The 25,657-nt window shown below is 71.7% G+C and carries 27 protein-coding genes; 16 read left to right on the forward strand and 11 right to left on the reverse strand.

Annotated features, from left to right (window positions below; genetic code table 11):
* Positions 1 to 40 precede the first annotated feature (40 nt).
* A protein-coding gene (locus tag BMY19_RS12885) for an IS3 family transposase (protein WP_244534910.1) occupies positions 41 to 1,391 on the forward strand; the annotation gives its coding sequence in 2 pieces (ribosomal slippage) (positions 41 to 376 and positions 378 to 1,391; 1,350 coding nt in all).
* 231 nt (positions 1,392 to 1,622) lie between these two features.
* Here BMY19_RS12885 and BMY19_RS30475 read toward each other — a convergent pair.
* The 4 genes from BMY19_RS30475 to motA form a co-directional block, all read right to left on the reverse strand.
* Entirely contained in the window at positions 1,623 to 2,213 is a 591-nt protein-coding gene (locus tag BMY19_RS30475; RefSeq protein ID WP_139215640.1) for a hypothetical protein, read from the reverse strand.
* A gap of 573 nt (positions 2,214 to 2,786) precedes the next feature.
* Entirely contained in the window at positions 2,787 to 3,338 is a 552-nt protein-coding gene (locus tag BMY19_RS12890) for a cache domain-containing protein (RefSeq protein WP_244534911.1), read from the reverse strand.
* Positions 3,339 to 4,272: 934 nt separating this feature from the next.
* A complete protein-coding gene (locus tag BMY19_RS12895; RefSeq protein WP_056532644.1) occupies positions 4,273 to 5,133 on the reverse strand; it encodes a flagellar motor protein MotB in 861 nt (286 codons plus the stop codon).
* A gap of 22 nt (positions 5,134 to 5,155) precedes the next feature.
* A complete protein-coding gene (gene motA, locus BMY19_RS12900; protein WP_020092314.1) occupies positions 5,156 to 6,019 on the reverse strand; it encodes a flagellar motor stator protein MotA in 864 nt (287 codons plus the stop codon).
* A gap of 291 nt (positions 6,020 to 6,310) precedes the next feature.
* On the opposite strand from motA, the gene dusA reads away from it, so the two are divergent.
* Complete coding sequence (gene dusA / locus BMY19_RS12905; RefSeq protein ID WP_100251967.1) at positions 6,311 to 7,369, forward strand: tRNA dihydrouridine(20/20a) synthase DusA; 1,059 nt, start codon at positions 6,311 to 6,313, stop codon at positions 7,367 to 7,369.
* A 21-nt stretch (positions 7,370 to 7,390) separates the two neighbouring features.
* Here the strand turns inward: dusA and BMY19_RS12910 are convergent, their stop codons facing one another.
* The 3 genes from BMY19_RS12910 to cobS are packed head-to-tail and all read right to left on the reverse strand — an operon-like array spanning position 7,391 to position 9,178.
* Entirely contained in the window at positions 7,391 to 8,083 is a 693-nt protein-coding gene (locus tag BMY19_RS12910) for a retropepsin-like aspartic protease family protein (protein ID WP_100251968.1), read from the reverse strand.
* A complete protein-coding gene (locus BMY19_RS12915; RefSeq protein WP_100251969.1) occupies positions 8,080 to 8,292 on the reverse strand; it encodes a DUF1289 domain-containing protein in 213 nt (70 codons plus the stop codon). Before BMY19_RS12915 ends, BMY19_RS12910 begins: the two co-directional genes overlap by 4 nt.
* Before the next feature lie 52 nt (positions 8,293 to 8,344).
* On the reverse strand, positions 8,345 to 9,178 hold the full coding sequence (gene cobS, locus BMY19_RS12920; protein WP_100251970.1) for an adenosylcobinamide-GDP ribazoletransferase: 834 nt from the start codon (positions 9,176 to 9,178) through the stop codon (positions 8,345 to 8,347).
* Positions 9,179 to 9,264: 86 nt separating this feature from the next.
* Here cobS and cobT point away from each other — a divergent pair, with 86 nt between their 5' ends.
* On the forward strand, positions 9,265 to 10,305 hold the full coding sequence (gene cobT, locus BMY19_RS12925; protein ID WP_100251971.1) for a nicotinate-nucleotide--dimethylbenzimidazole phosphoribosyltransferase: 1,041 nt from the start codon (positions 9,265 to 9,267) through the stop codon (positions 10,303 to 10,305).
* A gap of 139 nt (positions 10,306 to 10,444) precedes the next feature.
* Here the strand turns inward: cobT and BMY19_RS12930 are convergent, their stop codons facing one another.
* On the reverse strand, positions 10,445 to 12,037 hold the full coding sequence (locus BMY19_RS12930; protein ID WP_100251972.1) for an ABC transporter substrate-binding protein: 1,593 nt from the start codon (positions 12,035 to 12,037) through the stop codon (positions 10,445 to 10,447).
* A 117-nt stretch (positions 12,038 to 12,154) separates the two neighbouring features.
* Here BMY19_RS12930 and BMY19_RS12935 point away from each other — a divergent pair, with 117 nt between their 5' ends.
* The 4 genes from BMY19_RS12935 to queC all read left to right on the forward strand — a co-directional run bounded on the left by BMY19_RS12935 (position 12,155) and on the right by queC (position 15,054).
* A complete protein-coding gene (locus BMY19_RS12935) occupies positions 12,155 to 12,832 on the forward strand; it encodes a GntR family transcriptional regulator (protein WP_042673644.1) in 678 nt (225 codons plus the stop codon).
* Positions 12,833 to 12,934: 102 nt separating this feature from the next.
* On the forward strand, positions 12,935 to 13,888 hold the full coding sequence (locus BMY19_RS12940; RefSeq protein ID WP_100251973.1) for a dihydrodipicolinate synthase family protein: 954 nt from the start codon (positions 12,935 to 12,937) through the stop codon (positions 13,886 to 13,888).
* Positions 13,889 to 13,988: 100 nt separating this feature from the next.
* The gene (gene queD, locus BMY19_RS12945; RefSeq protein WP_020092323.1) at positions 13,989 to 14,345 is read left to right on the forward strand and encodes a 6-carboxytetrahydropterin synthase QueD; all 357 of its coding nucleotides are present in this window, start codon (positions 13,989 to 13,991) and stop codon (positions 14,343 to 14,345) included.
* Positions 14,335 to 15,054 (forward strand): 7-cyano-7-deazaguanine synthase QueC, encoded by a 720-nt coding sequence (gene queC / locus BMY19_RS12950; protein ID WP_100251974.1) that lies wholly within the window; start codon positions 14,335 to 14,337, stop codon positions 15,052 to 15,054. The genes queD and queC overlap by 11 nt, the downstream gene beginning before the upstream one ends.
* On the opposite strand, the gene BMY19_RS12955 is transcribed toward queC, so the two are convergent.
* On the reverse strand, positions 15,041 to 15,607 hold the full coding sequence (locus BMY19_RS12955) for a TetR/AcrR family transcriptional regulator (protein WP_042673639.1): 567 nt from the start codon (positions 15,605 to 15,607) through the stop codon (positions 15,041 to 15,043). The genes queC and BMY19_RS12955 overlap by 14 nt on opposite strands.
* Positions 15,608 to 15,767: 160 nt before the next feature.
* Here BMY19_RS12955 and BMY19_RS12960 point away from each other — a divergent pair, with 160 nt between their 5' ends.
* The 6 genes from BMY19_RS12960 (at position 15,768) to BMY19_RS12985 (ending at position 21,166) form a co-directional block, all read left to right on the forward strand.
* Complete coding sequence (locus BMY19_RS12960) at positions 15,768 to 16,730, forward strand: quinoprotein relay system zinc metallohydrolase 2 (RefSeq protein ID WP_020092326.1); 963 nt, start codon at positions 15,768 to 15,770, stop codon at positions 16,728 to 16,730.
* Positions 16,731 to 16,771: 41 nt separating this feature from the next.
* Positions 16,772 to 17,626 (forward strand): quinoprotein dehydrogenase-associated SoxYZ-like carrier, encoded by an 855-nt coding sequence (locus BMY19_RS12965; RefSeq protein WP_020092327.1) that lies wholly within the window; start codon positions 16,772 to 16,774, stop codon positions 17,624 to 17,626.
* 2 nt (positions 17,627 to 17,628) lie between these two features.
* Positions 17,629 to 18,225 (forward strand): rhodanese-like domain-containing protein, encoded by a 597-nt coding sequence (locus BMY19_RS12970; RefSeq protein ID WP_100251975.1) that lies wholly within the window; start codon positions 17,629 to 17,631, stop codon positions 18,223 to 18,225.
* Positions 18,226 to 18,348: 123 nt separating this feature from the next.
* Positions 18,349 to 19,167: a 3-methyl-2-oxobutanoate hydroxymethyltransferase gene (gene panB, locus BMY19_RS12975; protein WP_020092329.1), complete on the forward strand. Its 819-nt coding sequence runs from the start codon at positions 18,349 to 18,351 to the stop codon at positions 19,165 to 19,167.
* Positions 19,168 to 19,180: 13 nt separating this feature from the next.
* Complete coding sequence (locus BMY19_RS12980) at positions 19,181 to 19,462, forward strand: DUF333 domain-containing protein (RefSeq protein WP_020092330.1); 282 nt, start codon at positions 19,181 to 19,183, stop codon at positions 19,460 to 19,462.
* Between the two features lie 147 nt (positions 19,463 to 19,609).
* Positions 19,610 to 21,166 carry a serine hydrolase gene (locus BMY19_RS12985; protein WP_100251976.1) on the forward strand — a complete coding sequence of 519 codons (1,557 nt, stop codon included), beginning with the start codon at positions 19,610 to 19,612 and terminating at the stop codon, positions 21,164 to 21,166.
* Between the two features lie 9 nt (positions 21,167 to 21,175).
* Here BMY19_RS12985 and BMY19_RS12990 read toward each other — a convergent pair whose 3' ends face one another.
* On the reverse strand, positions 21,176 to 22,171 hold the full coding sequence (locus BMY19_RS12990) for an NUDIX hydrolase (protein WP_100251977.1): 996 nt from the start codon (positions 22,169 to 22,171) through the stop codon (positions 21,176 to 21,178).
* Between the two features lie 217 nt (positions 22,172 to 22,388).
* Here BMY19_RS12990 and thiE point away from each other — a divergent pair, with 217 nt between their 5' ends.
* The 3 genes from thiE to BMY19_RS13005 all read left to right on the forward strand — a co-directional run bounded on the left by thiE (position 22,389) and on the right by BMY19_RS13005 (position 24,692).
* On the forward strand, positions 22,389 to 23,117 hold the full coding sequence (thiE, locus tag BMY19_RS12995; RefSeq protein WP_056532687.1) for a thiamine phosphate synthase: 729 nt from the start codon (positions 22,389 to 22,391) through the stop codon (positions 23,115 to 23,117).
* Positions 23,114 to 23,929 (forward strand): bifunctional hydroxymethylpyrimidine kinase/phosphomethylpyrimidine kinase, encoded by an 816-nt coding sequence (gene thiD, locus BMY19_RS13000; protein ID WP_091680230.1) that lies wholly within the window; start codon positions 23,114 to 23,116, stop codon positions 23,927 to 23,929. Before thiE ends, thiD begins: the two co-directional genes overlap by 4 nt.
* Positions 23,930 to 24,065: 136 nt before the next feature.
* Positions 24,066 to 24,692, forward strand: a complete 627-nt coding sequence (locus tag BMY19_RS13005; protein ID WP_020092335.1) for a helix-turn-helix domain-containing protein — start codon at positions 24,066 to 24,068, stop codon at positions 24,690 to 24,692.
* Here the strand turns inward: BMY19_RS13005 and BMY19_RS13010 are convergent.
* On the reverse strand, positions 24,667 to 25,587 hold the full coding sequence (locus tag BMY19_RS13010) for a helix-turn-helix domain-containing protein (RefSeq protein WP_244534913.1): 921 nt from the start codon (positions 25,585 to 25,587) through the stop codon (positions 24,667 to 24,669). The genes BMY19_RS13005 and BMY19_RS13010 overlap by 26 nt on opposite strands.
* Positions 25,588 to 25,657: the final 70 nt, after the last annotated feature.

Genomic DNA, 25,657 nt, shown 5'->3' on the forward strand with positions numbered 1-25,657 from the left:
ACGGAGGATGGCTGGTTCATCGTAGCCCCCAGGAGCGAAGATGAAACAGACGTCCGGGCCGGCGCGGAAGCCGGCAGAAGCCGTGATCAAGGACATCCGCCGCGCCACGCGCCGGCAGTTCTCGGCCGAGGAGAAGATCCGCATCGTGCTGGATGGCCTGCGCGGCGAGGACAGCATCGCCGAGCTGTGTCGGCGCGAGGGCATCGCCAGCTCGATGTACTACGGCTGGTCGAAGGAGTTCCTGGAAGCCGGCAAGAAGCGACTGGCCGGCGACACGGCCCGTGCCGCGACCGCCGACGAGGTCCAGGACCTGCGTCGCGAGGCGGGTGCGCTGAAGGAGGTCGTGGCCGATCTCGTCCTGGAAAACCGCCTGTTGAAAAAAGTATGACCGGGGCTGGGGGCGACGAGGCATGAGGTACCCGGCCTCTGAGAAGCTGGAGATCATCCGGCTGGTCGAGCAATCCCATCTGCCGGTGCGCGCCACCCTGGACAAGCTCGGCGTCACCCGGGCGACGTTCTACCGGTGGTACGACGCTTTCCAGCGTGGCGGCCTCGAGGCATTGGCGGATCGCCCGTCCCGACCCAGCCGGGTCTGGAACCGGTTGCCCGCCGAGGTTCGCGATCAGATCGTCGCTCTCGCGCTGGAGGAGCCGGAACTTAGCCCGCGCGAGCTGGCGGTGCGCTTCACCGACGAGCGGCGCTACTTCGTCTCCGAGGCGACCGTCTACCGTCTGCTCAAAGCTCAGGACCTGATCACCAGCTCGGCCTACATCGTGATCAAAGCCGCCAACGAGTTCCGCGACAAGACCACCGCGCCAAACCAGCTTTGGCAGACGGACTTCACCTACCTGAAGGTGGTTGGCTGGGGCTGGTACTACCTGTCGACGGTGCTTGATGACTTCTCGCGCTACATCGTGGCGTGGAAGCTGTGCGCGACGATGCAGGTCGGCGACGTCACCGCCACGCTCGACCTCGCGCTGGCGGCGGCCGGGCTCGATCATGTGCAGGTGGCGCATCGGCCGCGGCTGCTCTCCGACAACGGGCCGAGCTACGTCGCGGGTGATCTGGCCGACTGGCTCGGCAGCCGTGGCATGACCCATATCCGCGGCGCACCCCGCCATCCTCAAACGCAGGGCAAGATCGAGCGCTGGCACCAGACGCTCAAAAACCGCATCCTGCTCGAACACGCCTACCTGCCCGGCGAACTGGAGGCGCGGGTTGCCGCCTTCGTCGAGCATTACAACCATCTCCGGGCTCACGAGAGCCTGGGCAACCTCACTCCCGCCGACGTCTACTTCGGCCGCGGCGAGGCCATCCTGCAGGAGCGGGCGCGAATCAAGCGCCAGACCCTCATCGATCGCCGCTTGCGCTACCATGCGCAGGCTGCCTAACCTCTCAACCCAGAGGGACCAGAGCCTCCGTTCCTGAGCGCCTCAAGTCGTCTCAAATCATCTGACGACGGACAATCGAATCGCATTGCGACTTGCGCATGCTCTCGTCCCGCAAGTTCCACAGCCGGAGCGTCGGAAGTTCGCCCTACTGCTGGTCCTGCGAAACATAGATCACGCGCTCAATTGCTTTTAACAGATGCGAAACTCGCATCGCGGGCCACGGCTATTCTCTCAAGCGGCTTCGTTCAAATCTCGCAACCCATCATAAAGTTCTCTGAGCAGCGTTATATCGTCTTCGTCTTTCAGATAGAACTCTACCGTGTCCGCTTTTGTCACACGAGTGAAGGTATCTGTCGCTTCGTCGCGTGCTTTCCAAGACCCTTCGAGCTCTACGGCTCGGGCATGACGAACCTGAACGAGCGTACAATCTTCCGTATAGCGGGCCACATTAGGCCCGATCATCGGGGACTCCTGCAATACGCGCGCTCGAGAAACGCCACGTTTGGCCAAGGCTGCCTGCCATGCCAAGGTTGCATCAGCGTTGACGATTCGCTCGTCCGGAGAAATTCTGTTCCAGTCCTCGATCATATAGACATCAACGCGCGCGCCGTCCCACGTACTTGTAAACCGCGTGATCGGTGCGCCCAGAGCTCTCCTAGCAATGTCGAGATCACTCTCCTCTGGCAGAGCGGCGCAGATCCATTCTTTCGTTTGTTCACCAAGTGGTCCAGGAGAGCAAAGTTCATACTCGCAAATTTTTGCAGGCCGAACCGTAAAACCTTCAGCCTCAAGCGCCCGGCGTTTTTGCTTGGCTTGACCCATCGAAATATCCTCCCATCACGCAACCATTATCGCGTCGACGGGGGTTTCAGGCTGCTTAATCGGCGTCCTCTCGCAGTGGTATGATGCGGCGGAGCCGTGGCGATCGCCGCGTATAGTTTAAGCTTCGCATCTAAATGCGTTACCGTCCTCTCGGGGAAGGCAGAGACCAAACCAACCACGCATGCGCGTTGTCAGGCCGCGTCCGGGGGCAACACAGCGTCTCTCAGTGATGCTGGGCGCTTGAGCACCAGCCAGGCCCTCACCCATAAACGTTTCAATGCATCGACCAGCAGCGCGGTGCGCGGTAAATATTTTGTCCCTTATCGCTAAAACCGCTGAAAAGACGACCCATTTCGTAGACCGCGCGACGTGGCGTCGTGCTGGGGCTCCCGGCCAAGCGGCTGATAGGCCCGACCGCCGCCCCACCTCACAGAGCGGGGAGGGGGGCCTTTGCTCGCCTCGAGCAACCGCCGGTCCGGGAGCCCGTCATGCTGGCGTTGTTCCGCTGGCCTAAGCCGATGACGGCAACCCGTTGGACGTTGCGGGCCTACTATGGGTCATTCTGCGGACAGACTACCGGTCTTTTGCGGGTGAACTTGAGGGTCGGTACATCAGCCAGAGCAGGGTGGTGACCATCCGCGCCCGGTCCAGGGCGTGGATGTCGTCCACGTACAGGGCCGAATTGATGACCCATTGCCAGGGCTCGTAGGCGAGCGAGTAGGCGACCTTCGGGGCGGGCTCGGTCTCGCCGAGGCGGGCCCAGCGGTACTCGGTGAAGCCGCCGCCCTCCCGGGCGTGCTGGATCATCGTCCAGACGAAGGTCTTCTTCATCGCCGCGTCGTCGCGGGACCGCGTGCCCTCGATCTTGGGATCGGGATGCACGACGTTGCGGCCGATGTTGCCCGGCTCCGAGCTGTAGACGAAGACGTAGTCGCCGCCGTTGTAGCGCATGGCCCGCAGCGCCTCCGCCGCGCGCCGCCGCGCCTCGTCGGCCGAGACGGCGCCGGCCTCCGCCTGCCGGGCGAACGCCGCCACGATGCCGTGCGCCGACTCGACCTGGGCGCGGATGGCGGCCTTGCGCCCCTCCATCATCACCGCGCCGACGGACGAGACCTGGACGCCCACGATCGATATGAATGCAAGTAGGATGCAACTGATAAGACAAAATATCTTTCTACCGATCGTCATCTCAAATATTCCCGATTGTAAATAAAATCATACCGCGAAGCTCGCGGATCGAATCGACTGTCCTTCAGCGCCGCGCCCGCCGATCATCTGCCGAACATTGGAATAATTCCATTCCGGCCACACATGCGAGATATGCTTCATCGCGCTCCCGGCGGAGCGGTCGGCCGGGACGATCGACCTCGTCGCGGACGGTCTCGTGCCGCCGTCGCACGGCCCGCGGGCGCCGATCGGCGGGCCGGACCGCGAGCGGTCAGGCCAGTCGAAGGCGGCGACGGACGCGCGCATCGCGGCGCCGGAGCGGGCGAGGCAGGAACACGACGTTCGAGAGGTGCACGCCGCGCGACACGCGGCGGGCCAGCGAGCCGCCGGTCGTCCACGCCCGCCCGTCGGCCGCGCTCGACCGGCTGCTCCGGGCGGCCTGCAGCCGGTCCGCTTCCGGGAGTCAGGGCGGGGGAGGCGGGTTGCGCGCAGGTCCCGGCGGTGAATCGTCGGACGCTGTCGCGCCCCGTGGAGCGCGAGGCGCGCGGCCCGACCGCGACATCGATTTCCGGCGTCCCGGCCGAGAGGATGCCCGGGGCTGACCCGGATCGCGCCGGTGCGGCCTCGAACCCGGAGGCTCCGAGCGCGGCGAGCTCAGGGATCGCGGTGCCGCTCGCGGGCGACGCGCGCGCCGCCGCGCCGTCAGCCTACCGCCTCGGCGCGGCGCGGGCGCTCGGCCCGGTCGCGGGCCACCCGCGCCGCCTCGACACCGCGCGCCGGAAGCGACGCGGCGGCGCGCGGTCCCGCGCGGAGCGCGTGACGCGCCGCGGTGACGTGAGGCGGCATCGACGGCGCGCCGCGTCGCGGTCCCACGCGGCGCGCCGCTCCGGCGTCAGCGGAGAAGGTTCGGGGGCACCGGCGGGCTCGCGTTGAGCAGCGTGATCGTCACCCGCCGGTTCGGCGCGAGATAGGGATTGTCCGGGAAAACCGGCTCCGTGTCGCCGCGTCCCGACACGGAGGAGAAGTTGTCGTTGGGAACCCCGGCACCCGACAGGACCTCGCGCACGGCGAGGGCACGCCCGGCGGAGAGGTTCCAGGGCTCGCCGGCCCGCGTCGAGCCCGGGCGCGCGACGGCCGTGTAGCCGGTGATCGACAGGCGGTTGGGCAGCCGCCGGATGGCGGGCGCGAGGGCCTCCAGCACGCGACGGGTGCGGTCGTAGGGCTCGACGGACCCCTCGCGGAACATGGAGCGGCCGTCCTGGTCCACGAGGGAGACGTTCACGCCCTCCTTGGTCTGCTCGATCACGATGTTCTTCGACAGTTCGGCGATGTCGGGCATCGTCTGGAGCGCCTGCCGGAGGCTGGCTATGGCGCTGAAATTGGCCTCCACGTTGGCGACCGGGCGGCTGGCATCGACGTCGCTGACGCGCCCCGGGCTGGTCGGGCGCGTGATCTCCTCCCGCTCGGCGGAGCCCCGCTCCGCGTCGCGGGGCGTGGACGGCTTGTTGCCGGACGTGTCGAGGGCGGTCCCGTACAGGATTCCGCCGGCGCCGCTGGTCGCAGGGCTCAGAGCCGCCGGCGAGAAGTACTCCGCCAGGCCGATCTTCTGCTCCTGCGTCGTCATGCTGATCAGCCACATCAGCAGGAAGAACGCCATCATGGCGGTCACGAAGTCCGCGTAGGCGATCTTCCAGGCCCCGCCGTGGTGGGCGTGGGCGGCCTTCTTGACCTTCTTGATGATGATCGTCGCCATGGACTCCCTCCCGGATGTCGGATCAGCTCTGGGCGGGCAGAGCGGCGGTCGCCGCTTCCACTTCGTTGAAGGTCGGGCGGACGTCGCTCATCAGGGACTTGCGGGCGAACTCGACCGCCATCACCGGCGGCTGGCCGGCGATGTGGGCGAGCAGCCCCGCCTTGAGCGAGAGATAGTACTTGGACTCGGCCTCGAAGAGGCTCTTGAGCGACTGCGCCATGGGCCCGAAGAAGCCGTAGGCCACGAAGACGCCGAAGAAGGTGCCGACGAGCGCGCCGCCGATCAGGTGTCCCAGCACCTCCGGCGGCTCCTTGATCGCCCCCATCGTCTTGATCACGCCGAGCACGGCGGCGACGATGCCGAGCGCCGGCGTCCCGTCGGCGAGCGACTGCATGGCCGAGACGACGCGCTCCTGCTCCTGATGGTGCGTCTCCAGTTCCTCATCCATGAGCGCGTCGATCTCGTGGACGTTGTTGGCGCCCAGCGTCACCATGCGCATGTAGTCGCAGACGAACTCGACCGCGTGGTGGTTCGCCGCGAAGGTCGGGAAAGCGTTGAACAGCGTCGACTCGCCCGGATCCTCGATGTGCGGCTCGAGCGCCATCGCACCCTTCTGCTTCGCGAGCTTGAACAACGAATACTGCATTCCCAGCAGCTCGACATAGGATTGCTGGTTGTACTTGGGGCCCTTGATCAGCGTGCCCAGCATGGCGGGCACGGCCTTGAGCACCGGCCCGGTGTTGCCGATGACGAAGGCGCCGATCGCCGCACCCAGGATGATGACGAACTCGAACGGCTGCCACAGGACCAGCAGATGGCCGCCCATCGCCGCGTAGCTGCCGAAGACGCAGGCGAAGACGATCACTGTGCCGACGATCAGCCGCATGATGTGCCATCCTTGCGCGGCGGCAGGTACAGCCCGCGCGACGCTACCAATGACCTGGGAAATCACTGATCTTGGTTAACGGCGCGTTTAGAGCCGCGGCGGGCGCGCCGGTCGACGGTCCGGGCCCCGCGGTGGACCGTGCCGTCTCTTTTGACGACGGTCCGGGCGTGATACCCCGTCGTCCCGTGCTTCCCGGCGGACTCGACGATGCGCCCCATCGCGCCCCCGCGGTGGGACCGGACGGGGCCGAGCGGGCACGCCACAGCCGGATTCCGAGCAGTCCGACGCCCGATGGGGCATCGCCGAGGTACAGCACGAGAGCGACAGCAAGTGATTGCCGCAACGGAAGAACCCGGAACTCTCAGTGGATGGCGCTTCTCCGTCGCCCCGATGATAGACTGGACGGACCGCCACTGCCGGGCGTTCCACCGGTCCCTCTCGGCGCGCGCCCGCCTCTACACCGAGATGGTGACGACCGGCGCGGTGCTGCACGGGCCGCGGGAGCGCCTGCTCGGCTTCGCGGAGATCGAGCACCCGGTGGCGGTCCAGCTCGGCGGCTCGGACCCGGCGGACTTGGCGCGGGCCGCCCGGATCGCCGCGGATCTCGGCTACGACGAGGTCAATCTCAACGTCGGCTGCCCCTCGGACCGGGTGCAGGAGGGCCGCTTCGGCGCCTGCCTGATGCGCGAGCCGGCCCTGGTCGGCGACTGCGTCGCCGCCATGAAGGCCGCGGTCTCCGTGCCGGTGACGGTGAAGTGCCGGATCGGCGTCGACGACCAGGACCCCGAGGCGGCGCTCGACACCCTGGCCGACGCCGTGGTGGCGGCGGGCGTCGACGGGCTGATCGTCCACGCCCGCAAGGCCTGGCTCCAGGGGCTCTCGCCCAAGGAGAACCGGGACGTGCCGCCCCTCGATTACGGCCGCGCCGCGCGGCTGAAGCGGCGGCTTCCCGGCCTGCCGATCGCGGTCAACGGCGGCCTGCGCGACCTGGATTCCGCGCGGGCGCGGCTCGCCGAGGTCGACGGCGTCATGGTCGGCCGCGCCGCCTACACCGAGCCGGCGCTCCTGCTCGGGGTCGATCCCGACCTGTTCGGCGTGCCGGCCCCGGCCCCCGACGCCTTCGCGGCGGTCGCGGCGTTCGAGCCCTACATCGCCGCGTGCCTCGCCCGGGGCGAGCGCCTCCACGCGGTCACCCGGCACATGCTCGGCCTGTTCAACGGCCGGCCGGGCGCGCGGGCCTTCCGGCGCCACCTCTCGACCCACGGGATGCGCCCGGAGGCCGACCTCGCGACCCTGCGGGAGGCGGTGGCGCTGGTCTCCCGCGCCGCCCCCGAGGCCCGCGCCGCCTGAGCGCCTTGCGCGGCGGCCCGGTCAGGGCCGGCGCAGGATCAGGCGGTCGCCCCGGACCTCGTAGCCGGAGAGCCGCGACAGGAAGGTCTGGCCGAGGAGGTTCGCCGAGAGCGCGCCCGGCTTGGCCACCATGGCGTTGACACGCCGCTCGGTGATCGTCCCGACGCTGAGCGAGTCGAGCTGGGTCGGCGCCGCGTAGGTGATGCCGTTGGCGGTGGAGACGCGGGCGGTGAACTCGGCGGGCGCGGGCGTGAGCCCCAGCGCGGCGGCGTTCTCGGCGGTGAGCACGACGCTGCTCGCTCCGGTGTCGAACAGGAAGGGCTGCACCCGGCCGTTGACCAAGGCGTCGACCCGGAAATCGCCGTCCGCCCGCCGGGTGACCGTGACGGCGCCGTCGCCGCTCGAGGTCGCGCTCCCCGGCCGGAGATCGCCGAGCACCCGGGCGCCGACATCCTGGATCCGGTCGCGGTAGCTGTAGCCGATCACCAGGGCGAGGCCGATCAGCGCCCAGGCCAGGAGCGCCTGCAGGTTCGCGCCGAGCCGGGCCGTGAACTGCCGCCAGAACCCGGCCACCACCAGGAGCAGGATCGTGCCGGTCCAGGCGAAGTTCGCCAACTGGTCGGGCTCGATCACGCCGCCGACGCTGTCGCTGCCGTCGCTGAGGACCAGGGCGACGAGAACCAGGGCGAGGGCCGCGAGGCCGAGATAGATCATGACGGCAGCGGCGCTTCCATGGGGGTGAGGCCGGCGGCCCGCATCCGGGCGCCGAGCCCCGCCATCACGGCGCGGCGCCGGTCCTCCGACAGCGAGCCCCAGGCGGCGATCTCGTCGCGGGTCCGCCCGCAGCCGCAGCACAGGCCGGTCGCGGCGTCGAGGACGCAGACCTTGGTGCAGGGCGAGGAGGGTTTCGGCGCGGGCGGCATCGGTGATCCTTGGCCGGGGGATCGTGGCCGGGTCAAGACGCGGCGGCCTCCCTCAATCCGCCACGCCCGCCGTCGCCGCCACCAGGGCCAGCAGGGCGGCGATCTCCGCGACCTGCTGGCAGGCGCCGATGACGTCGCCGGTCTGGCCGCCGATCCTGGCGCGCGCCAGCCGGGTCAGGCCCAGGGCCGCGAGGCCGGCGCACAGGATCATCAGCGCGACGCCGCCGAGGGGCAGGCCGAGGGGCACGGCGCCGAGCGCCAGCACCGCGCCGAGGCCCAGCGCGGTGGCGAGGCTCGCCCGGCCTGGGCGGCCGACCGAGGCGGAGAGGCCGCCCGGCCGCGCCGGCGCGAGCAGCACCATCGGGGCGAGGGCGGCGACCCGCGACAGGGCGGCCGCCAGGATCAGGCCGGTCACGGCCGCGTGGCCGATCCGGTCGAGGAGCGTCGCCAGGGCGCCGATCCGCAGGGCCAGCGCCAGGACCAGGGCGGCGCCGCCGTAGGCCCCGATCCGGCTGTCGCGCATGATCTCCAGGCGGCGCTCCCGGGTGGCGCCGCCGCCGAACCCGTCGGCGACGTCCGCGAGCCCGTCCTCGTGGAGGGCGCCGGTCGCCACCACGGCGACCGCCACCGCGAGGGTCGCGGCCAGGAACGGCCCGAGCCCGACGGCCCAGCCGGCCGCCAGCACCAGGGCGGCGGGCAGCGCCAGGATCAGGCCGGCCAGCGGCAGCATCCGCGGCAGGGTGGTGAAGTCGGGGCTGCGGTGCGGGTCCGGCTCGCCGGGCAGTTGCGGCACCGGCAGGCGGGAGTAGAAGCGCAGGCACCCGGCGAGGTCGTAGAGGGCGCCGCGCCCGGGCCAGTCGGCCTCCCCGCCGGTCTGCCTGTTCATCGCGGCCTCTCGCATCCGCCCGCCACCGCGCGCCGCTCCCGTATAGTCTCCCCGTCCGGAGGCGCCCACAGGAAATCATCGCCGCCATGACCGATTCGACGACCGCTCCCGAACCCGGCCCCTTCGACGACATCCGCAACCTGCTGAAGGCGATGCCGGGCCCCGACGCGGAGGCGAAGGAAGCCGTCGCGGCCCGGGACGCGACCCTGACGAAGCCCGCCGGTTCGCTGGGGCGCCTCGAGAGCCTCGTGACGTGGCTGGCGGCGTGGCAGGGCAAGGCGCCGCCGACCTTCGACCGGCCGCTGGTCTGCGTCTTCGCCGGCAGCCACGGGGTCACGCGCCGCGGCGTCTCGGCCTTCCCGGACGCGGTCAACCGCCAGATGCTCGACAACTTCGCCGCCGGGGGCGGGGCGATCAACCAGATCTGCGCGGCCTACGGCCTCGGCTTCAAGGTGTTCGACCTCGCCCTCGACATGCCCACCGGCGACATCGCGGAGGGGCCGGCCCTCGACGAGCGCGCCACGGTCGCCACCATGGCGTTCGGCATGGAGGCGGTGGCCGCCGGCACCGACTGCCTCGGCATCGGCGAGATGGGCATCGGCAACACCACGGTGGCGGCCGCCCTCTACGCCGCCCTGTTCGGCGGCGATCCCGCCCACTGGGTCGGGCGCGGCACAGGAGTCGACCGGGACGGCCTGTCCCGGAAGGTCGCGGCCGTGGAGGCGGCGCTCGCGCACCATGCCGGCCACCTCGACGACCCGCTCCAGGTCCTGGCGCGCCTCGGCGGCCGGGAGATCGCCGCCATGGCGGGGGCGATCCTGGCCGCGCGGCTGCAGCGCATCCCGGTGGTGATCGACGGCTACGTGGCGACCGCCGCCGCGGCCGTGCTGCACGCCGCCGACCCGGGCGCCCTCGACCACTGCCTCGCCGGCCACGTCTCGGCGGAGGGCGCCCACGCGGAGGTTCTGGAGCGGCTCGGGCTGGTGCCGCTGCTGGCGCTCGGCATGCGCCTCGGCGAGGCCTCGGGCGCCGGCATGGCGATGGGCCTGCTGAAGGGCGCGCTCGCCTGCCACACCGGCATGGCGACCTTCGCGCAGGCCGGCGTGTCGGGGAAGGGCGCGGGCTGAAGACGCGCGGGCACCTGCGCCCTCGCGTCTTTGCGAGCGGAGCGAAGCAATCCAGCGGCGCCACGCCCATCAGCGGCCCGCTGCCCTGGGTTGCTTCGCTGCGCTCGCAAAGACGAACCTTCCTCGGGAGCGCCCGGACTCAGGCGGTCTTCTCGATGTTCCAGAAGAACTGCACCGGGGCCATGACCATGCCCTTGAGCTTCGAACTCACGGCCATCGGCTGCTGCACGAGGCCCGCGGGGGCGTAGGGCACGACCGCGAAGGCCCGCTCCTCGATGCGCGCGGCGAGCGCCTTCTGCTGCGCCTCGTCGCTGGTGGCGATCCAGTCGCTGCGCAGGCCCTCCAGGGTCGGGTCGTCCGGCCAGCCGAACCACGCCGCCTGACCGTTGGCGCGGATCAGCGGGTGGAGCGCCGGGTTCAGCACGTCGGCCCCCGACCAGAGGGTGTGGAACAGCGACCAGCCGCCGGCATCGACCGGCCCGCGGTTGCCGCGGCGGGCGATGAAGCTGCCCCAGTCGGTCGAGACCAGATCGACGTTCATGCCGAGCTGCTTGAGCAGGTCCTGGGTCACCAGCGACTGGTTGTAGGCGATCGGCTGGTCGGCCGGGGCCAGCAGGACGACGCGCTCGCCCTTGTAGCCGGCCTTGGCCAGCATCGCCTTGGCCTTGGCAAGGTCCGCCTGCATGGCCGCGGCCCCGCCGGCCCCGGTCGACATCGGCGAGCCCGGCGTGAAGAAGGTCTTGGCCTCCCGGTAATATTCGGGGCTGCCGACCACCGCCTGCATGTAGTCGTCCTGCTTCATGGCCATCATCACGGCCCGGCGGATCTCGGGATTGTTGAACGGCGGCTGCGTGTGGTTGAACCGCATCAGCAGGATCAGCCCGAGCGGCACGTTGCGGATCTCGATCCCCGGCTTGCCCTTGAGGACGGGGATCAGGTCGATCGCCGGCTGCTCGTACCAGTCGACCGCCCCCTGGATCATCGCGCCCACCGCCGCCGAGGCCTCGGTGATGGCGAGCCACTCGATCCGGTCGACCTTGGCGACCTTGCCGCCGGCGGCCCAGGAGGGCGCCTCCTCGCGGGGTCGGTAGCCGGCGTGGCGGGTGTAGATCGCGTTCTGGCCGGGGATCCATTCCCGCGCCTCGAAGCGCCACGGCCCGGAGCCCGTGGCGTCGGCGATCGGCTTGGACGCGTCCTGGAGGGCGACGCGCTCCGGCATGATGAAGGGCACGTTCGAGGACAGCTTGCCGAGCGCCGCCGGGAGCAGGGGGAACGGCCTCTTCAGCGCGATGGTGAAGGTCCGCGCGTCCTCCTGGCCGTACCCCTCCACGAAGCCCGCCAGGGTCTGGCCGAACGCGTCCCGCTTGGACCAGCGCGCGATGGACGCGATGCAGTCCTTGGCCTCGACGGGGGAGCCGTCATGGAACGTGAGGCCGTCGCGGAGATGGAAGGTCCAGCGCAGGCCGTCGGGCGCGGTCTGCCACTCGCTCACCATCTGCGGTTGGATGCGGAAATTCTCGTCGGTGGCGAACAGCGTGTCGTAGACGAGATAGCCGTGATTGCGGATGACGTAGCTCGTGGCGACGATCGGATCGAGGGACGGCAGGGGCGTCGACGGGATGAAGCGCAGCACGCTGCCGCCGCCGGGCTGGGCCCGGACCAGGTGCGGGAGGCCGAGGCCGGCGGCCGCGCCTGCGGTACCGGCCAGGATCTGGCGGCGGGAGAGCGTCATCGCGGGCACCCTTGTCGTGATCGAGCCCGTTGCCCGATTGATTTTATACAATTTCAACACCGGAGCTCCGCCGTCAAGGGTCCTGCGGGGCATCCGGGGTCGACCGGGAGCGAGGCGATGAAGAACCGGACCATCGCGGGCTCGATCGGGACCGAGATCCGGCGGCGCATCCTCGACGGCCGCTATCCGGCCGGCTCGCAGCTCCGCCAGGACGGTCTCGCGGCGGAGTTCGGCGCCAGCCGGATCCCGGTGCGGGAGGCGCTGTTCCAGCTCGAGGCCGAGGGCCTCGTGCGGATCCTGCCCCATCGCGGGGCCATGGTGGCGCCGCTCTCGGCGGCCGACGCGGCCGAGGCCCTCGAGCTCCGGGCCGCCCTCGAGCCGCGCCTCCTGGCCCTCTCGGCGCCCCGCCTGACCGACGACGACTACGCCCGGGCCGACGCCCTGCTGGAGGAGTACGCCGCGGCCCTGCGAGCGGGCGCGACAGCGCGCTGGGGCGCTCTCAACACGGAGCTGCACCTCCTCCTCTACGGCCGGGCGGAGCGGCCCCGCGCCCTCGGTCTGGTCGGCTCGCTGCTGGCCGAGTGCGACCGCTACACCCGCCTCCAGCTCTCCACCGACAGCGCCGAGCTGGAGCGGGCCGACCGCGAGCACCGCGAGATCGTCCGGCTGTGCCGGAACGGCCACGTCTCGGCCGCCTGTGCCCTCCTGACCGACCATATCGACCACGTCGCCGCCGCGCTGATGGCGTTCCTCGGCACGGCGCCCGGCGCGGCCCCCATGACGGCGATTGTATAAAATCCTTGCCAGACTCGCGCGGCGCTGCCATGGAGAGGCGTGCCGCCCCGCGAGGCCCCAAGGCCGCCCGGGACGATCCCACCCCCAGCAGGCGAGCCGGCGATGGCCTCCGATCGACACATCTTCTCCGGCACGATCCCGGCCCTGATGACGCCCTGCCGGCCGGACCGGACGCCCGACCTCGACGCCCTGGCGCGCAAGGGGCGGGAGCTCGTCGATGCCGGCATGTCGGCGGTCGTCTACTGCGGCTCGATGGGCGACTGGCCGCTGCTCACCGACGAGGAGCGGATGGCGGGCGTCGAGCGGCTGCTCGCCGCCGGCGTCCCGGTGATCGTCGGGACCGGCGCCCAGAACCCGAAGCGGGCCGCGGCGCTCGCGGCGCACGCCAAGGCGGCCGGCGCCCACGGCCTGATGATCATCCCGCGGGTCCTGTCGCGCGGCAGCTCGGCCGCGGCCCAGGAGGCGCATTTCGGCGGCATCCTGGAGGCGGCCGTCGACCTGCCGTCGGTGATCTACAACAGCCCCTATTACGGGTTCGAGACCCGGGCGGACCTGTTCTTCCGCCTGCGCGCCCGCCACCCGCACCTCGTCGGCTTCAAGGAGTTCGGCGGCGCGGCCTCGCTCACCTACGCGGCCGAGCACATCACCGGCCAGTCGCCCGACATCACCCTGATGGTCGGGGTGGATACCCAGGTGGTACACGGCTACGTCAATTGCGGCGCCCGGGGCGCCATCACGGGCATCGGCAACGTCCTGCCGCGGGAAGTGCTCCACCTCGTCGCCCTGTGCGAGAAGGCCGCCGCGGGCGACGTCCGGGCCCGGCGCCGGGCCGAGGAACTCGACGCCGCGCTGGCGATCCTGTCGAGCTTCGACGAGGGGACCGACCTCGTCCTCTACTACAAGCACCTGATGGTGCTGGAGGGGAACCCGGAATACGCGCTGCACTTCAATGCCACCGACGCGCTCAGCGCCGGTCAGCGCCACTACGCGGAGACGCAGCTGCGCCTGTTCAAGGCGTGGTACGCGCAGTGGTCGGAAGCCGGCGCCGGGGCCTGATCCCCGGCCGCGCCGCCGAACGCAGGGCAGCCCGCCTTTGCGCGGGACCGCCCGTCGGCGCTATGGCGGGGGCGAGATCGGCCACACCCGCGAACCGTCCATGAAGATCACCCAAGCCTTCACCTTCGAGGCGGCCCACCGGCTGCCGAACGTGCCCGAGACACACCGCTGCCACCGGATGCACGGGCATTCCTACCGGGTCGAGCTGACGGTCGCCGGCCCGGTCGATCCCCACACCGGCTGGGTGATCGACTTCTACGACATCGAGTCGATCTTCGGGCCGCTGCTCGCCCGGCTCGACCACCACTGCCTCAACGAGATCGAGGGGCTGGAGAACCCGACCGCCGAGAACATCGCGGCCTGGATCTGGCAGCGCCTCCGGCCGGACCTGCCGGGCCTCGCGCTCGTGCGGGTCGCCGAGACCCCGATGTCCTGGGCCGAGTACGATGGCGAGTGACGCCGCCATCCCGGGGGACCGCGCCGCGCTGGTGCTGTTCTCCGGGGGCCAGGATTCGGCCACCTGCCTGGCCTGGGCGCTGGACCGGTTCGACCACGTCGAGACCCTCGGCTTCGACTACGGCCAGCGCCACCGGGTCGAGCTCGACCGCCGCGCGGCCCTGCGGGCGGGCACGACCGCCCTCGATCCAGCCTGGGCGGGCCGCCTCGGCGAGGACCACACGCTCGCCCTCGACGCCCTCGGGCAGGTCTCCGAGACGGCGCTGACCCGGGAGGCCGCGATCGGCTACGAGGCGTCGGGCCTGCCCAACACCTTCGTGCCCGGCCGCAACCTCGTGTTCCTGACCTTCGCGGCGGCGCTCGCCTACCGGCGCGGGCTCCGGCACGTGGTCGGCGGCATGTGCGAGACCGACTATTCCGGCTACCCGGATTGCCGCGACGACACGATCAAGGCCCTGCAGGTGGCGCTCAATCTCGGCATGGAGCGGCGCTTCGTGCTGCACACGCCGCTGATGTGGCTCGACAAGGCGCAGACCTGGGAGCTGGCCGAGAGCCTCGGCGGGCAGCCGCTGGTCGACCTGATCGTCGAGGAGAGCCACACCTGCTACCTCGGCGAGCGCGGGCAGCGGCATGCCTGGGGCTACGGCTGCGGCACCTGCCCGGCCTGCCGCCTGCGGGCGGACGGCTACGCCCGGTTCACTGCGGCCTGAGGCCGTCGACCAGGACCGCCAGCGTCCCCCGGAAGGCGTCGGGGCTCGCGAACAGGCGCTCCATCAGGAGCGCGCCCTCCAGGGTGGCGACGACGTAGCGGGCGAGCGCCGCCGGATCCGCGCCGCCGCGCACGCTGCCATCCGCCTGGCCCGCGCGCAGGATGCCTTCCAGCCACGCGAGATGGTCCGCGAAGAAGGCCGCGACGTCCCGGCGCAGGCGCTCGGGCAGGGCCTCGCCCTCGATGGCCAGCGCCGCGCAGAGGCAGCCGAGCCCCTGCTCGACGCCGCCGAGATAGAGCCGCCCGTAGGCCTCGACCCGGCCCGGCCCGTCCGGCACGTCCCGGCGGATCGCCTCCAGGGCCGCGGCGTAGCGCGCCGCGTAGGCCGCCACCAGGGCGGCGCCGAGATCGACCTTGGTGGGGAAGTGGTGGTGGATGCTCGCCTTGCGGATGCCCACCGCCGCCGCGAGGTCGGCGTAGCTGAAGCCGGCGAAGCCGCGGCCCCGCACCAGGGTCTCGGCCTGCATCAGCAACTCGGCGCGGGTATCCCTCATCGCGGCGAACGTCGCTCCAAAACTCACCCCCGTCATCGCACGAAGTCACGCGAACGTGCGGCCGCGGCGGGGACCGGCTCCCGGCGACCCCTTGACGGACGATCAATCTACCTACTTAATGGTAGACAATCAAGAACGGGCAAGATCGGGAGGTTTCGGCATGACGGCACGCGCCGTCCATCCGCGGGTGCAGACCGCCGGGCCGACGCGACGGCACGCCCTCTTCGCGGGGCTCTGCCTGTGCTGCCTGCCGACGCTGGGCCGCGCCGCCGAGAGCTTCACGATGGAGGAGGTCGGGCCGGGCCTGTACGTGCGCAAGGGCCTGATCGCCGACGCCACCCCCGACAACGCCGACGCCATCGCCAATATCGGCTTCCTCGTCGGCAGGACCGGCGTGGTGGTGACCGAGTCCGGCGGCAGCCTCGCCGACGGCCAGTGGCTGCGCGCCGAGATCGCCAAGCGCACGGACAAGCCGATCACTCACGTGGTTCTGACCCACGTCCACCCGGACCACGTCTTCGGGGCGGGGGCCTTCGTCCAGGACAAGCCGGTCTTCATCGGCCACGCCAAGCTCACCGAGGCCCTGGCGGCCCGGGGCGAGTTCTACCGCAAGCGGCTGATCGACCTGCTCGGCGAGGACCGGACCGGGCCTGTGGTCTACCCGACCATGACCGTCGCCGACACGGCCGAGATCGACCTCGGCGACCGCCGCCTGACCTTCACGGCGCACGGTCCGGCGCACACCACCTCGGACCTGTCGATGATCGATTCCGGCAGCGGCCTGCTGTTCCCCGCCGACCTGCTGTTCGTGAACCGGATCCCCTCCCTCGACGGCAGCCTCAAGGGCTGGCTCGCCGAGATCGAGCGGCTGAAGGCCATGGGTCCCGCCCGGGCCGTCCCGGGCCACGGCCCCGTCGCGGTCGACCTCGCCCCGGCGCTCGCCGACCTCTCCGGCTACCTGGCCGCCCTGCGCGACGGCACCCGGGCGGCGATCGCCAAGGACGTGCCCATCGAGAAGGCCGTGACCAGCGTCGCGGCGGACCAGCGCGACAAGTGGGCCCTGTTCGACACCTACAACGGCCGCAACGTCACCGTGGCCTACCAGGAACTCGAGTGGGAATAGGTTTCAGAATCCCCATATCCAAGCCAATCGGGAGGCACGCCATGACGCACAGGATCGGACAGACCTTCATCGGACAGACCTTCTCCAGCCTCGCCCTCGGCCTCGTCCTGGCGACGACGGCGCTGTCGGGACCGCTCGCCGGCGCCGCGCGGGCGGCCGGCGCCTCCGACACCGATCAGGAGCGGGCGGCCCGCTGGCAGGAGATCGCCAAGTCGATCTTCGGCGACCGCCAGATTGCCCCGACCGACAGCCTCGTGAAGATCGAGGCGCCCGCCCGGGCGCTCGACGCCGCCCTGGTTCCGATCACCCTGACCATGCCCAAGGACGGGCAGATCAAGGCGGTCTCGCTGATCATCGACGACAACCCGGCGCCCTACGCGGCCAAGTTCGAGTTCGGGCCGGCCGCCGACCCGGCCGAGCTGAAGCTGCGCGTGCGGGTCAACAACTACACCGACATGCACGCCGTGGTGGAGACCACGGACGGCAAGCTCTACGAGGCCAAGCAGTTCGTGAAGGCCTCCGGCGGCTGCTCGGCCCCGATGGGGATGAGCGACGAGGAGGCCATGAAGGGCATGGGCGACATGCGCATGAAGTTCGCCGAGACGGCGGCCGGCAAGCCCGTGGAGGCGACGCTGATGATCCGCCACCCGAACTTCTCCGGCATGCAGATGAACCAGGTGACCCGCGACTACACGCCGGCGCGCTACATCGACAAGCTCACCGTCTCGGCGGGCGACCGGAAGGTCTTCACCATGACGGGCGACATCTCGATCGCCTCGAACCCGGTGATCAACTTCGCGTTCAAGCCGGACGGCAAGCCGATCCAGGTGGCGGCCTCCGACAACCAGGGCGGCCAGTGGCAGCACAGCTTCACCGCGCCGAGCCCGACGAACTGACCATGCGGCGCCTCCTCCTGACCGGCCGGGCCGCGGCGGCCTGCGCCGCGCTCCTCTGCCTCGCCGCGGCGCCGGCCGATTCGCCGGTGAACGTGCCCGAGCCGGAGGGGCTCTACGCCGGCCCTCCGAAGGGCTACACGCCGCAGACCCTCAAGGGTGCCGCGGTGGTCGACGCCGACGCCGTCGCCGCCCTGATCGCCGGCCCCGACAAGCCGGTGCTGCTCGACGTGGCGGCGCCGGACCGCAAGCCGTCGAACTTCCCGGAGAGCCGCCTCTGGCTGCCGGTGCATCCGTCGATCCCCGGCGCCGTCTGGATGCCGGAGGCCGGCGCCGAGCCCCTGGCGCCGGCGCGCGAGGCGCTCTTCTACGCCCGCGTCGCGGCGCTGACCGGGGGCGACAAGGCGAAGCCCGTCGTGGTGTTCTGCCACGTCGAGTGCTGGGGCAGCTGGAACGCCGCCAAGCGGCTGGTGCTGAAGGGCTATACCGGCGTGCGCTGGTTCCCCGAGGGCGTCGAGGGCTGGCAGGAGATGCACGAGACCGCGAACCTGACGGTCGATCCGGACTGGAAGGCGGGCGCCGAGCCGCAGGCGGGGCGCTGACCCGCATCGCCGGGCATTGTAAGAGACGCCGCGGAACGAGGCTCGCGTGGCGGGGCGCGCGCTCTCCCGGGCGGGAGAGGGCGCCCGCGCCGCGTCCCGAGTGGCCGGAATGAGGTCTGAACCATGTCGCAGGTCGTGCAGTCCCGACGGCTCCGGGCGGTCGATATCGGCAAGCGCAAGGCCGAGGGGCGCAAGATCATCGCGCTCACCGCCTACCACGCCCACACGGCCGGCATCGTCGATCCCTATTGCGACTTCATCCTCGTGGGCGATTCCCTCGGCATGGTGATGCACGGGATGGAATCGACGATCCCCGTAACCCTGGAGATGATGATCCTCCAGGCCCAGGCGGTGATCCGCGGCACGCAGAAGGCGCTGGTCGTGGTCGACATGCCGTTCGGCTCCTACGAGGCGAGCCGGGAGCAGGCCTTCCTCAGCGCCTCCCGGGTTCTCAAGGAGACCGGCGCCGGCGCGATCAAGATGGAGGGCGGCGCCCATTTCGCCGAGACGGTGGCGTTCCTCGTCCAGCGCGGCGTGCCGGTGATGGGCCATATCGGCCTCACCCCGCAGGCGGTGAACACGATGGGCGGCTTCAAGGTCCAGGGCCGGGCCCCCGACGACGAGCGCCGCCTCCTGGAGGATGCCCGCGCCATCTCGGAGGCCGGCGCCTTCGCGATCGTGCTCGAGGGCATCGTCGAGCCGGTGGCGCGGGCGATCGCGACCTCCCCCCAGGTCACCGCCGCCACGATCGGCATCGGCGCCTCGGCGGTCTGCGACGGCCAGATCCTGGTGCTGGAGGACATGCTCGGCCTGTCCGAGCGCACGCCGAAATTCGTGCGCCAGTTCGGGAGCCTGCGGACCCACATCGAGGACGCCGTGAAAGCCTACGCGGACGAGGTCCGGGCCGGCCGGTTCCCGGCCGACGACCACACCTACGGTTAGGGCAGGGCGGCCCATGACGCGCATGATCGGACCGTGGAGGGCGCCCGCCGCGTGGCCTGTCCGCGCGCTCGCGGTCTGCGCCGCCCTTGCCGGATCCGGGCCGGCCCGCGCGCTGGAGAATCCGGCCTCGGCCTTCTGCGCGACGATGGGCGGGCAGACGATCCTCGCGAAGCTGCCCGATGGCGGCACGATCGGGCTCTGCGCCCTTCCGGGGCGGAAGATCGTCGAGGAATGGACGCTGTACCGGATGCTCCGCGGCGTGAAGCCGGCACCCGGCGCCGACCCGTTCCGCTAGCCCGGCCCGGTTCCCGAACAGTCTTCGTCCGTGTCCGTCAGGCCGGCCCGCGCATTCGCGGCGCGGCCCGGGGCGGCGCGATTGATTTCGGCGGCCCGACGATGCCACTCTCGAGGTCCGAGCTCTCTCAGGCGGGATCGACGACTCATGCAGCGGGCCCGATCGCGCCGGCGCCTCGTCGGCGCGTGCCTCGCCCTCGGCCTGATCGCGGCCGGGCCCGGAGCCGGATCCGCCGGGACGCTGACGCGGGCGCAGGTCGAGGCGCAGCTGCCGGCGCTGGAGGCGCTGGCGCGGCGGGCCGTCGACGCGGGCGCGGTGCCGGGCCTCGCGGTCGCGGTCGTCCTCGGCGACGAGACGCTCCTCCTGAAGGGATACGGCCTCAGGCAGGCCGGGAAGCCCGAGCCGGTCGGCCCCGACACGGTCTTCCAGATCGCCTCCCTGTCCAAGCCCGTCACCGCGACGATCGTGGCCGCCCTGGTCGGCGACGGGGTGGTCGACTGGGATTCGCGCGTCGCGGATCTCGACCCCGCCTTCCAGTTGCACGAGCCCTACCCGACCGCGCAGGTCACGGTGCGCGACTTCCTCAACCATCGCAGCGGCCTGCCGGGGACCGCCGGCGACGATCTGGAGGCGATCGGCTTCGGCCGCGACGCGATCCTGCACCGGCTGCGCCTCGCGCCGCCCGCCTCCAGCTTCCGCGCCGGCTACGCCTACAGCAATTTCGGCTTCACCGAGGGCGCGGTCGCCGCCGCGAAGCCGACCGGCCAGCCCTGGGAGGCGGTGGCTCGGGATCGGCTGTTCCGGCCGCTCGGGATGACCGCTACCGGCACGACCCACGCGGATTTCCTCAGCCGGCCCGACCGCGCGGCGCTCCACGTCCGGGCCGGCGGCGTCTGGACCGCCAAGATCGAGCGGAATCCCGACGCGCAGGCGCCGGCCGGCGGCGTCAGCAGCGATGTCCGCGACCTCTCCCGATGGCTGCGGCTCGTGATCGGCAAGGGCCGTTTCGAGGGCGCGCAGCGCGTCGCGGCCCCGGCCCTGGCGCAGACGCACGTCCCGCTCATGGCCCGCGGCCGCAACCCCGTGACCGGCGGCGCGTCCTTCTACGGCCTCGGCTGGAACGTCGAGTACGGCCGCCACGGCCTCGTCTGGGGCCACGCGGGCGCCTTCAGCGTCGGCGCGCAGACGCTCGTCTCGATCCATCCGGAGGCCGGTCTCGGGATCCTCGTCCTGACCAACGCCTTCCCGTCCGGCGTGCCGGAGGGGCTGGCCGACAGCTTCGCCGACCTCGTCTTCGACGGCCGCGTCGGCCGGGACTGGGTGGCGGCCTGGGGCGCGGCCTACGAGAACCTGTTCGCGCCGGGCATCGCCGCCGACAAGGCGGCCTACGGCACGCCGCCGGCGCCGCCCGCCGCGCCCCTGGCGCTCTCGGCCTATGCCGGGCGCTACGCCAACGCCTATGTCGGCGAGGCCGTCGTGGTGGAGGCGGACGGCGCCCTGACGCTGACGGTCGGCCCCGCGGGGGCGCGCCGCTACCCCCTCCGGCACTTCGACCGCGACCTCTTCCTCAGCTTCCCGGACGCGGAGGCGCCCGACCGCCCCTCCGCCGTCCGCTTCGCCATCGGCAGCGACGGCCGGGCCGCCGCCGTGACGGTGGACGCGCTCGACGCGAGCGGGCTCGGCACCCTGGCGCGGCGAGACTGACCGCCGCCGTCACCCCGCCCGCCGCGACGGCAGCCGCAGGCCCGGGGCCGGGCGCTCCAGCAGCACCTCCCGGCGGAAGCGCACCAGCCGCGCCGGCCGGCCGGCGGCGCCGCTGGTCACGCTCTCGGTCTCCTCCACCAGCCCCTGCTGGGCCACGAGGCGCCGGAAGTTCTGCTTGTGCAGCTGCGTCCCCGACAGGGCCTCCACGGTCTTCTGCAGCTGCAGCAGGGTGAATTCCGGCGGCATCAGCTCGAACACCACCGGGCGGTACTTGATCTTGCCCCGGAGCCGGCCGATCGCGGTCGCGAGCACCCGCCGGTGGTCGAACGCCATGGGGACGCCGGTCGGGTCGTTCGGCAGGGCCGGGCCGGGATTGCCCCGCGCCTCCGGGATCAGCCCGGCCTCGAACAGCAGCTCGTAGCGCTCCAGGACGCGCTCCTCGTTCCACGTGCCGCCGTTCATGCCGAAGGTCAGGCCGAGGCGGTCGAGGCGGCGGGTCCGGGCGGCGCAATCCTCCGGCTCGGACGCCCATTCGGCGAGCCGCGCCTCGATGGCGTCGAGCTGGCGCGGGCGCCCCTGCCGGAAATCCTCGTAGGGTAGGTAGCGGTACCAGTTCTGCCACGCGGCCTCGGCGAGCCCCGCCGGCCGCTCCTCGCGGACGAGCGCCAGATAGGCCACCGAGAGGGAGTGCACCCCCGACAGGGTCGCCGTGCCGGAGCGGTCGCGGTCGCCGAAGGTGTAGAGCTGCTCCACGTAGCCGAGGCGCTGGTGCGTCTGCCGCTCCACCCAGGCGCGCAGGCCCCGCTCCAGCGTGGCGTGCTCTGGGACGAGGGGGCCGGCCGGCAGGCCGTCGCCGCGGCCGGGCGCCTGGTCGGGGACCCGGATGGTCAGGGCGCGCGGCTCCCCCTTGGTCGCGGCGACGATCACCGCGACGAGGCCTACGGAGGAGCGCTCCGGCGGGGCCTGCCCCCCGCGCGCGTCCGTCTGCGCCGCGGCACCCGTCATCGTTCCTCGACCGTCCGTCCCCCGGGATGCGCCGTAGCGGATCCCACCTATAGGGGGACAGGATCGCCGCGCGTCAACGCCGCCGTATGACGGAGCGGGGGGCCCCGTCGACGCACCGCTGTCCACCCGCCGCTTGCCAACGCCGCGAGCCCTGCCCAAACAGGGGTCCGGGTAGGCCGGCACGGGACCGGCCGAGGCGGACCGAGCGACGACAGCGATGCCAGCGAGCGCGACTTCCCCCGCAGCTTCCCCCTCGACCCCGACCGGCAGCCGGGCCGTCGACCTGCGGCTCTACGGGCTCCTCGATGTCGGCGTCTGCGGCGCCGACGGGGCGCGGCTGGCGGAACTCGGCGCCGAGGCGGTGGCGGGGGGCTGCACCCTGCTCCAGTACCGCGAGAAGGACATCGCCGATGCCCGCGCCGCCCTGGCGCGGATCCGGGCGATCCTGGCGGCGGTGGGCGGCCGCGTCCCGGTCCTCGTCAACGACCGCGTCGACCTCGCCCTCGCGGCCGGAGCCGACGGGGTGCATCTCGGCCAGGGCGACCTCCACCCGGCCGACGCCCGCCGGCTGCTGGGGGAGGGCGCGATCATCGGCCTCACCCTGAAGAAGCCCGCCCAGGCCGACGAATTGTACCGGCTGCCCGTCGACTACGCCTGCATCGGCGGCGTGTTCGCCACCACCAGCAAGGACAATCCCGACCCGCCGGTGGGCCTCGACGGCTTCGCCAGCATCGCCTTCCGCGCCCGCCTCGCCCGCGGGGCCGGCCTGCCGCTCGGCGCCATCGCGGGGATCGGGCTCGACAACGCCGCCGCGGTGGTCGCCGCGGGGGCGGACGGGGTCGCGGTGATCACCGCGCTGTTCGGCGCGGAGTCGGTGCGCCAGCGCGCCCGCGACCTGCGCGCGCGGATCGACGGCGCCCTGGCGGAGCGGGCCGGCGCCCGATGAGCGGCCCCGCGCCCATCGCGGTCACGATCGCGGGCTCGGATTCCGGCGGCGGCGCCGGCATCCAGGCGGACCTCAAGACCTTCTCGGCGCTGGGCGTCTACGGCGCCAGCGTGATCACGGCGCTGACCGCGCAGAACACGGCGGGGGTCCAGGGCATCCACGACGTGCCGGCGGAGTTCGTCGCCCGGCAGATCGACAGCGTGTTCTCCGACCTCGCCGTGAGGGCGGTGAAGATCGGCATGCTGTCGCAGACCGCGGTGATCGCGGCGGTCGCCGAGGGCCTCGCCCGGCACGCCGGGTCGATCCCGGTCGTCCTCGACCCGGTGATGGTCGCCACCAGCGGCGACCGGCTGATCACCGACGACGCCGTGGCGACGCTCCGCGAGCGGCTGCTCCCGCGGGCCGACCTGATCACCCCCAACCTGCCGGAGGCGGCGGTGCTCCTCGGCGAGCCCGTCGCCGCGGACGCGGCGGCGATCGTGGCCCAGGCGCGGCGGCTGGTCGCCCTCGGCGCCCGGGCGGTGCTGATCAAGGGCGGCCACGGCGCGGGGCGCGAGAGCATCGACCACCTCGTCACGGCGGACGGCACCCTGCGGACCCTGTCGGCGCCGCGGATCGCGACGCGCAACACCCACGGCACCGGCTGCACCCTCTCGGCGGCGGTGGCGGCGGGCCTCGCCCAGGGCCTGGCCCTGCCGGAGGCGGTGGCGGAGGCCAAGGCCTACCTCACGGCCGCCCTCGCGGCGGCGGACAGCCTCGCGGTCGGGACGGGGCACGGGCCGGTCCACCACTTCCACGCCGTCTGGACTTAGAGGCCGATCCGGCCGCCGCTTTCCGGTGCGCACGCCGCCGCGCACGCCGCCCGCCGCCTTGCAACCGGGCGTCGATTGCGTTTGAAGAAGCGCACGATCGTTCGGATAATGGAACGGTGCAGGCGGATCGGGGACGATGCAGGATCAGGCGGAACGGCCCGACCGGGCGCGCGGGCGCGACCTGCTGACCGGCGCGCAGGTGCTCTCCGGCCAGCTCGGCAAGACCATCCAGCGGCTGCGCAAGGCCTACAACCTGTCGCTCTCGGAACTCGCCGAGCAGTCCGGCGTGGCCAAGTCGATCATCAGCCAGATCGAGCGCAACGAGACCAACCCGACGCTGGCGACGATCTGGCGCCTGTCCCAGGCCCTCGACGTGTCGATCGAGCGGGTGCTGGCGGCCGGCGACGAGGAGCCGTTCATCGAGAAGACCTCCCGGGCCGACACGCCGATCCTCGTCTCCGAGGACGGGAAGGTGCGGCTGGCGATCATCGGCTGGCTCAAGACGATCGAGTGGCTGCAATGGTACGAGGTCACGGCCGACCCGGGCGGCGTCCTCGACTCGGACCCGCACCAGCGCGGCTCGGTGGAGTCGCTCTCGGTCACAGAGGGGGCGTTCGAGGTCGAGATCGGCGGCGTCGTGCAGCGGGCGCGGGCCGGCGAGACCCTGCGCTACCGCTGCGACCGGCCCCACCTCGTGCGCTGCACGGACGGTCCGGCCCGGGCCACCATGGTGGTGATCATGAAGGCCGCCGTGATGGAGTGAGGCGGCCCGGTCGGCCCTCCGGCCCACCCTCGGCGCCCCGCGCGAGGGCGCGCACGCGGTAGTCGCGGGGGCTCAGGCCGTAGCGCTCCTTGAAGCGGCGGGAGAAGTGGGACTGGCTGAGGAAGCCGCAGCCATACGCCAAGGTCCCCAGCGGCATGTGGAGGCAGCCCGGATCGGCCAAGCGCTTGGCGGCCGCCTCGAGCCTGCGGTGCCAGATCCAGTCGGAGATGTGCCGGTCCTGCACGCGGAACAGCGCCTGCAGCCGGCGCAGGGACACGCCGGCCGCGGCCGCGAGCCGGGGCGGGTCCAGGGTCGGATCGTGGAGATGGGCCTCGAGATAGGCCCGGGCGCGCTGCACCACGACGCTGTCCTGGACGGGCCGCTGCGCCTCCCGCGCGAGCCGCTCCGCGAGGCTGGCGACGATGAGGTCGAGCCCCGTGGAGACCATGCTCTCGGCCACCTGGGGCGTCAGCCGGTCGCCCAGGCTGAGCAGGTTGCCCAGGAACGACCGGGTCAGGGTCGCGGTCGGCAGATCGCCGCCGACAGTCACGCCGGCGAACAGGCGCGCGGAGCCCAGAGCCCCCTCCAGCCGCTCCCGCGGGATCCCGATGGCCAGCACCTCGCTGTAGCCGCTGTGCTCGATCGTCCAGGGTGTATTCGTATCCCGGATCGAGAAGTCGCCGACCCGATCCGTGCTCGACCGATCGTACTGATCCGCGCGGACCTGTCCCGAGAGCACGATGCTCATGAACAGGTGGTCGGTCTTGTGGTTTTCATGGCGAAGCGTGCGCGGTGTCGTGGCCGCCCGCAGGTTGCGCAGCGCGAATTTCGTGAAGACCAGGCCGCCGATACTGGCCCCTCGATCGTCGCGTGAAAGGGCTCGTCGTTGAGACAAGTCTGCGCTATCGGAACCAGGCGATCTTCGCAGACATCTCGCCAAAGGCGAAACTTGTCCTTCTCCAATA

This window comes from Methylobacterium sp. UNC300MFChir4.1, assembly GCF_900110155.1.
Lineage (GTDB): Bacteria > Pseudomonadota > Alphaproteobacteria > Rhizobiales > Beijerinckiaceae > Methylobacterium.

Coding starts and splice junctions, on each gene's coding strand:
- dusA (WP_100251967.1), top strand. CDS start 6,311: ATGGGGCATCGCCGAGGTACAGCACGAGAGCGACAGCAAGTGATTGCC.
- BMY19_RS12985 (WP_100251976.1), top strand. CDS start 19,610: ATGCAGCGGGCCCGATCGCGCCGGCGCCTCGTCGGCGCGTGCCTCGCC.
- BMY19_RS12930 (WP_100251972.1), bottom strand. CDS start 12,037: ATGACGCTCTCCCGCCGCCAGATCCTGGCCGGTACCGCAGGCGCGGCC.
- BMY19_RS12895 (WP_056532644.1), bottom strand. CDS start 5,133: ATGGCGACGATCATCATCAAGAAGGTCAAGAAGGCCGCCCACGCCCAC.
- queC (WP_100251974.1), top strand. CDS start 14,335: ATGGCGAGTGACGCCGCCATCCCGGGGGACCGCGCCGCGCTGGTGCTG.
- queD (WP_020092323.1), top strand. CDS start 13,989: ATGAAGATCACCCAAGCCTTCACCTTCGAGGCGGCCCACCGGCTGCCG.
- BMY19_RS12965 (WP_020092327.1), top strand. CDS start 16,772: ATGACGCACAGGATCGGACAGACCTTCATCGGACAGACCTTCTCCAGC.
- thiE (WP_056532687.1), top strand. CDS start 22,389: ATGCCAGCGAGCGCGACTTCCCCCGCAGCTTCCCCCTCGACCCCGACC.
- BMY19_RS12940 (WP_100251973.1), top strand. CDS start 12,935: ATGGCCTCCGATCGACACATCTTCTCCGGCACGATCCCGGCCCTGATG.
- BMY19_RS12960 (WP_020092326.1), top strand. CDS start 15,768: ATGACGGCACGCGCCGTCCATCCGCGGGTGCAGACCGCCGGGCCGACG.
- BMY19_RS13005 (WP_020092335.1), top strand. CDS start 24,066: ATGCAGGATCAGGCGGAACGGCCCGACCGGGCGCGCGGGCGCGACCTG.
- motA (WP_020092314.1), bottom strand. CDS start 6,019: ATGCGGCTGATCGTCGGCACAGTGATCGTCTTCGCCTGCGTCTTCGGC.
- cobT (WP_100251971.1), top strand. CDS start 9,265: ATGACCGATTCGACGACCGCTCCCGAACCCGGCCCCTTCGACGACATC.
- BMY19_RS12915 (WP_100251969.1), bottom strand. CDS start 8,292: ATGCCGCCCGCGCCGAAACCCTCCTCGCCCTGCACCAAGGTCTGCGTC.
- BMY19_RS12910 (WP_100251968.1), bottom strand. CDS start 8,083: ATGATCTATCTCGGCCTCGCGGCCCTCGCCCTGGTTCTCGTCGCCCTG.
- panB (WP_020092329.1), top strand. CDS start 18,349: ATGTCGCAGGTCGTGCAGTCCCGACGGCTCCGGGCGGTCGATATCGGC.
- BMY19_RS30475 (WP_139215640.1), bottom strand. CDS start 2,213: ATGGGTCAAGCCAAGCAAAAACGCCGGGCGCTTGAGGCTGAAGGTTTT.
- BMY19_RS12955 (WP_042673639.1), bottom strand. CDS start 15,607: ATGAGGGATACCCGCGCCGAGTTGCTGATGCAGGCCGAGACCCTGGTG.
- cobS (WP_100251970.1), bottom strand. CDS start 9,178: ATGAACAGGCAGACCGGCGGGGAGGCCGACTGGCCCGGGCGCGGCGCC.
- BMY19_RS12980 (WP_020092330.1), top strand. CDS start 19,181: ATGACGCGCATGATCGGACCGTGGAGGGCGCCCGCCGCGTGGCCTGTC.
- BMY19_RS12935 (WP_042673644.1), top strand. CDS start 12,155: ATGAAGAACCGGACCATCGCGGGCTCGATCGGGACCGAGATCCGGCGG.
- BMY19_RS12970 (WP_100251975.1), top strand. CDS start 17,629: ATGCGGCGCCTCCTCCTGACCGGCCGGGCCGCGGCGGCCTGCGCCGCG.
- BMY19_RS12990 (WP_100251977.1), bottom strand. CDS start 22,171: ATGACGGGTGCCGCGGCGCAGACGGACGCGCGCGGGGGGCAGGCCCCG.
- thiD (WP_091680230.1), top strand. CDS start 23,114: ATGAGCGGCCCCGCGCCCATCGCGGTCACGATCGCGGGCTCGGATTCC.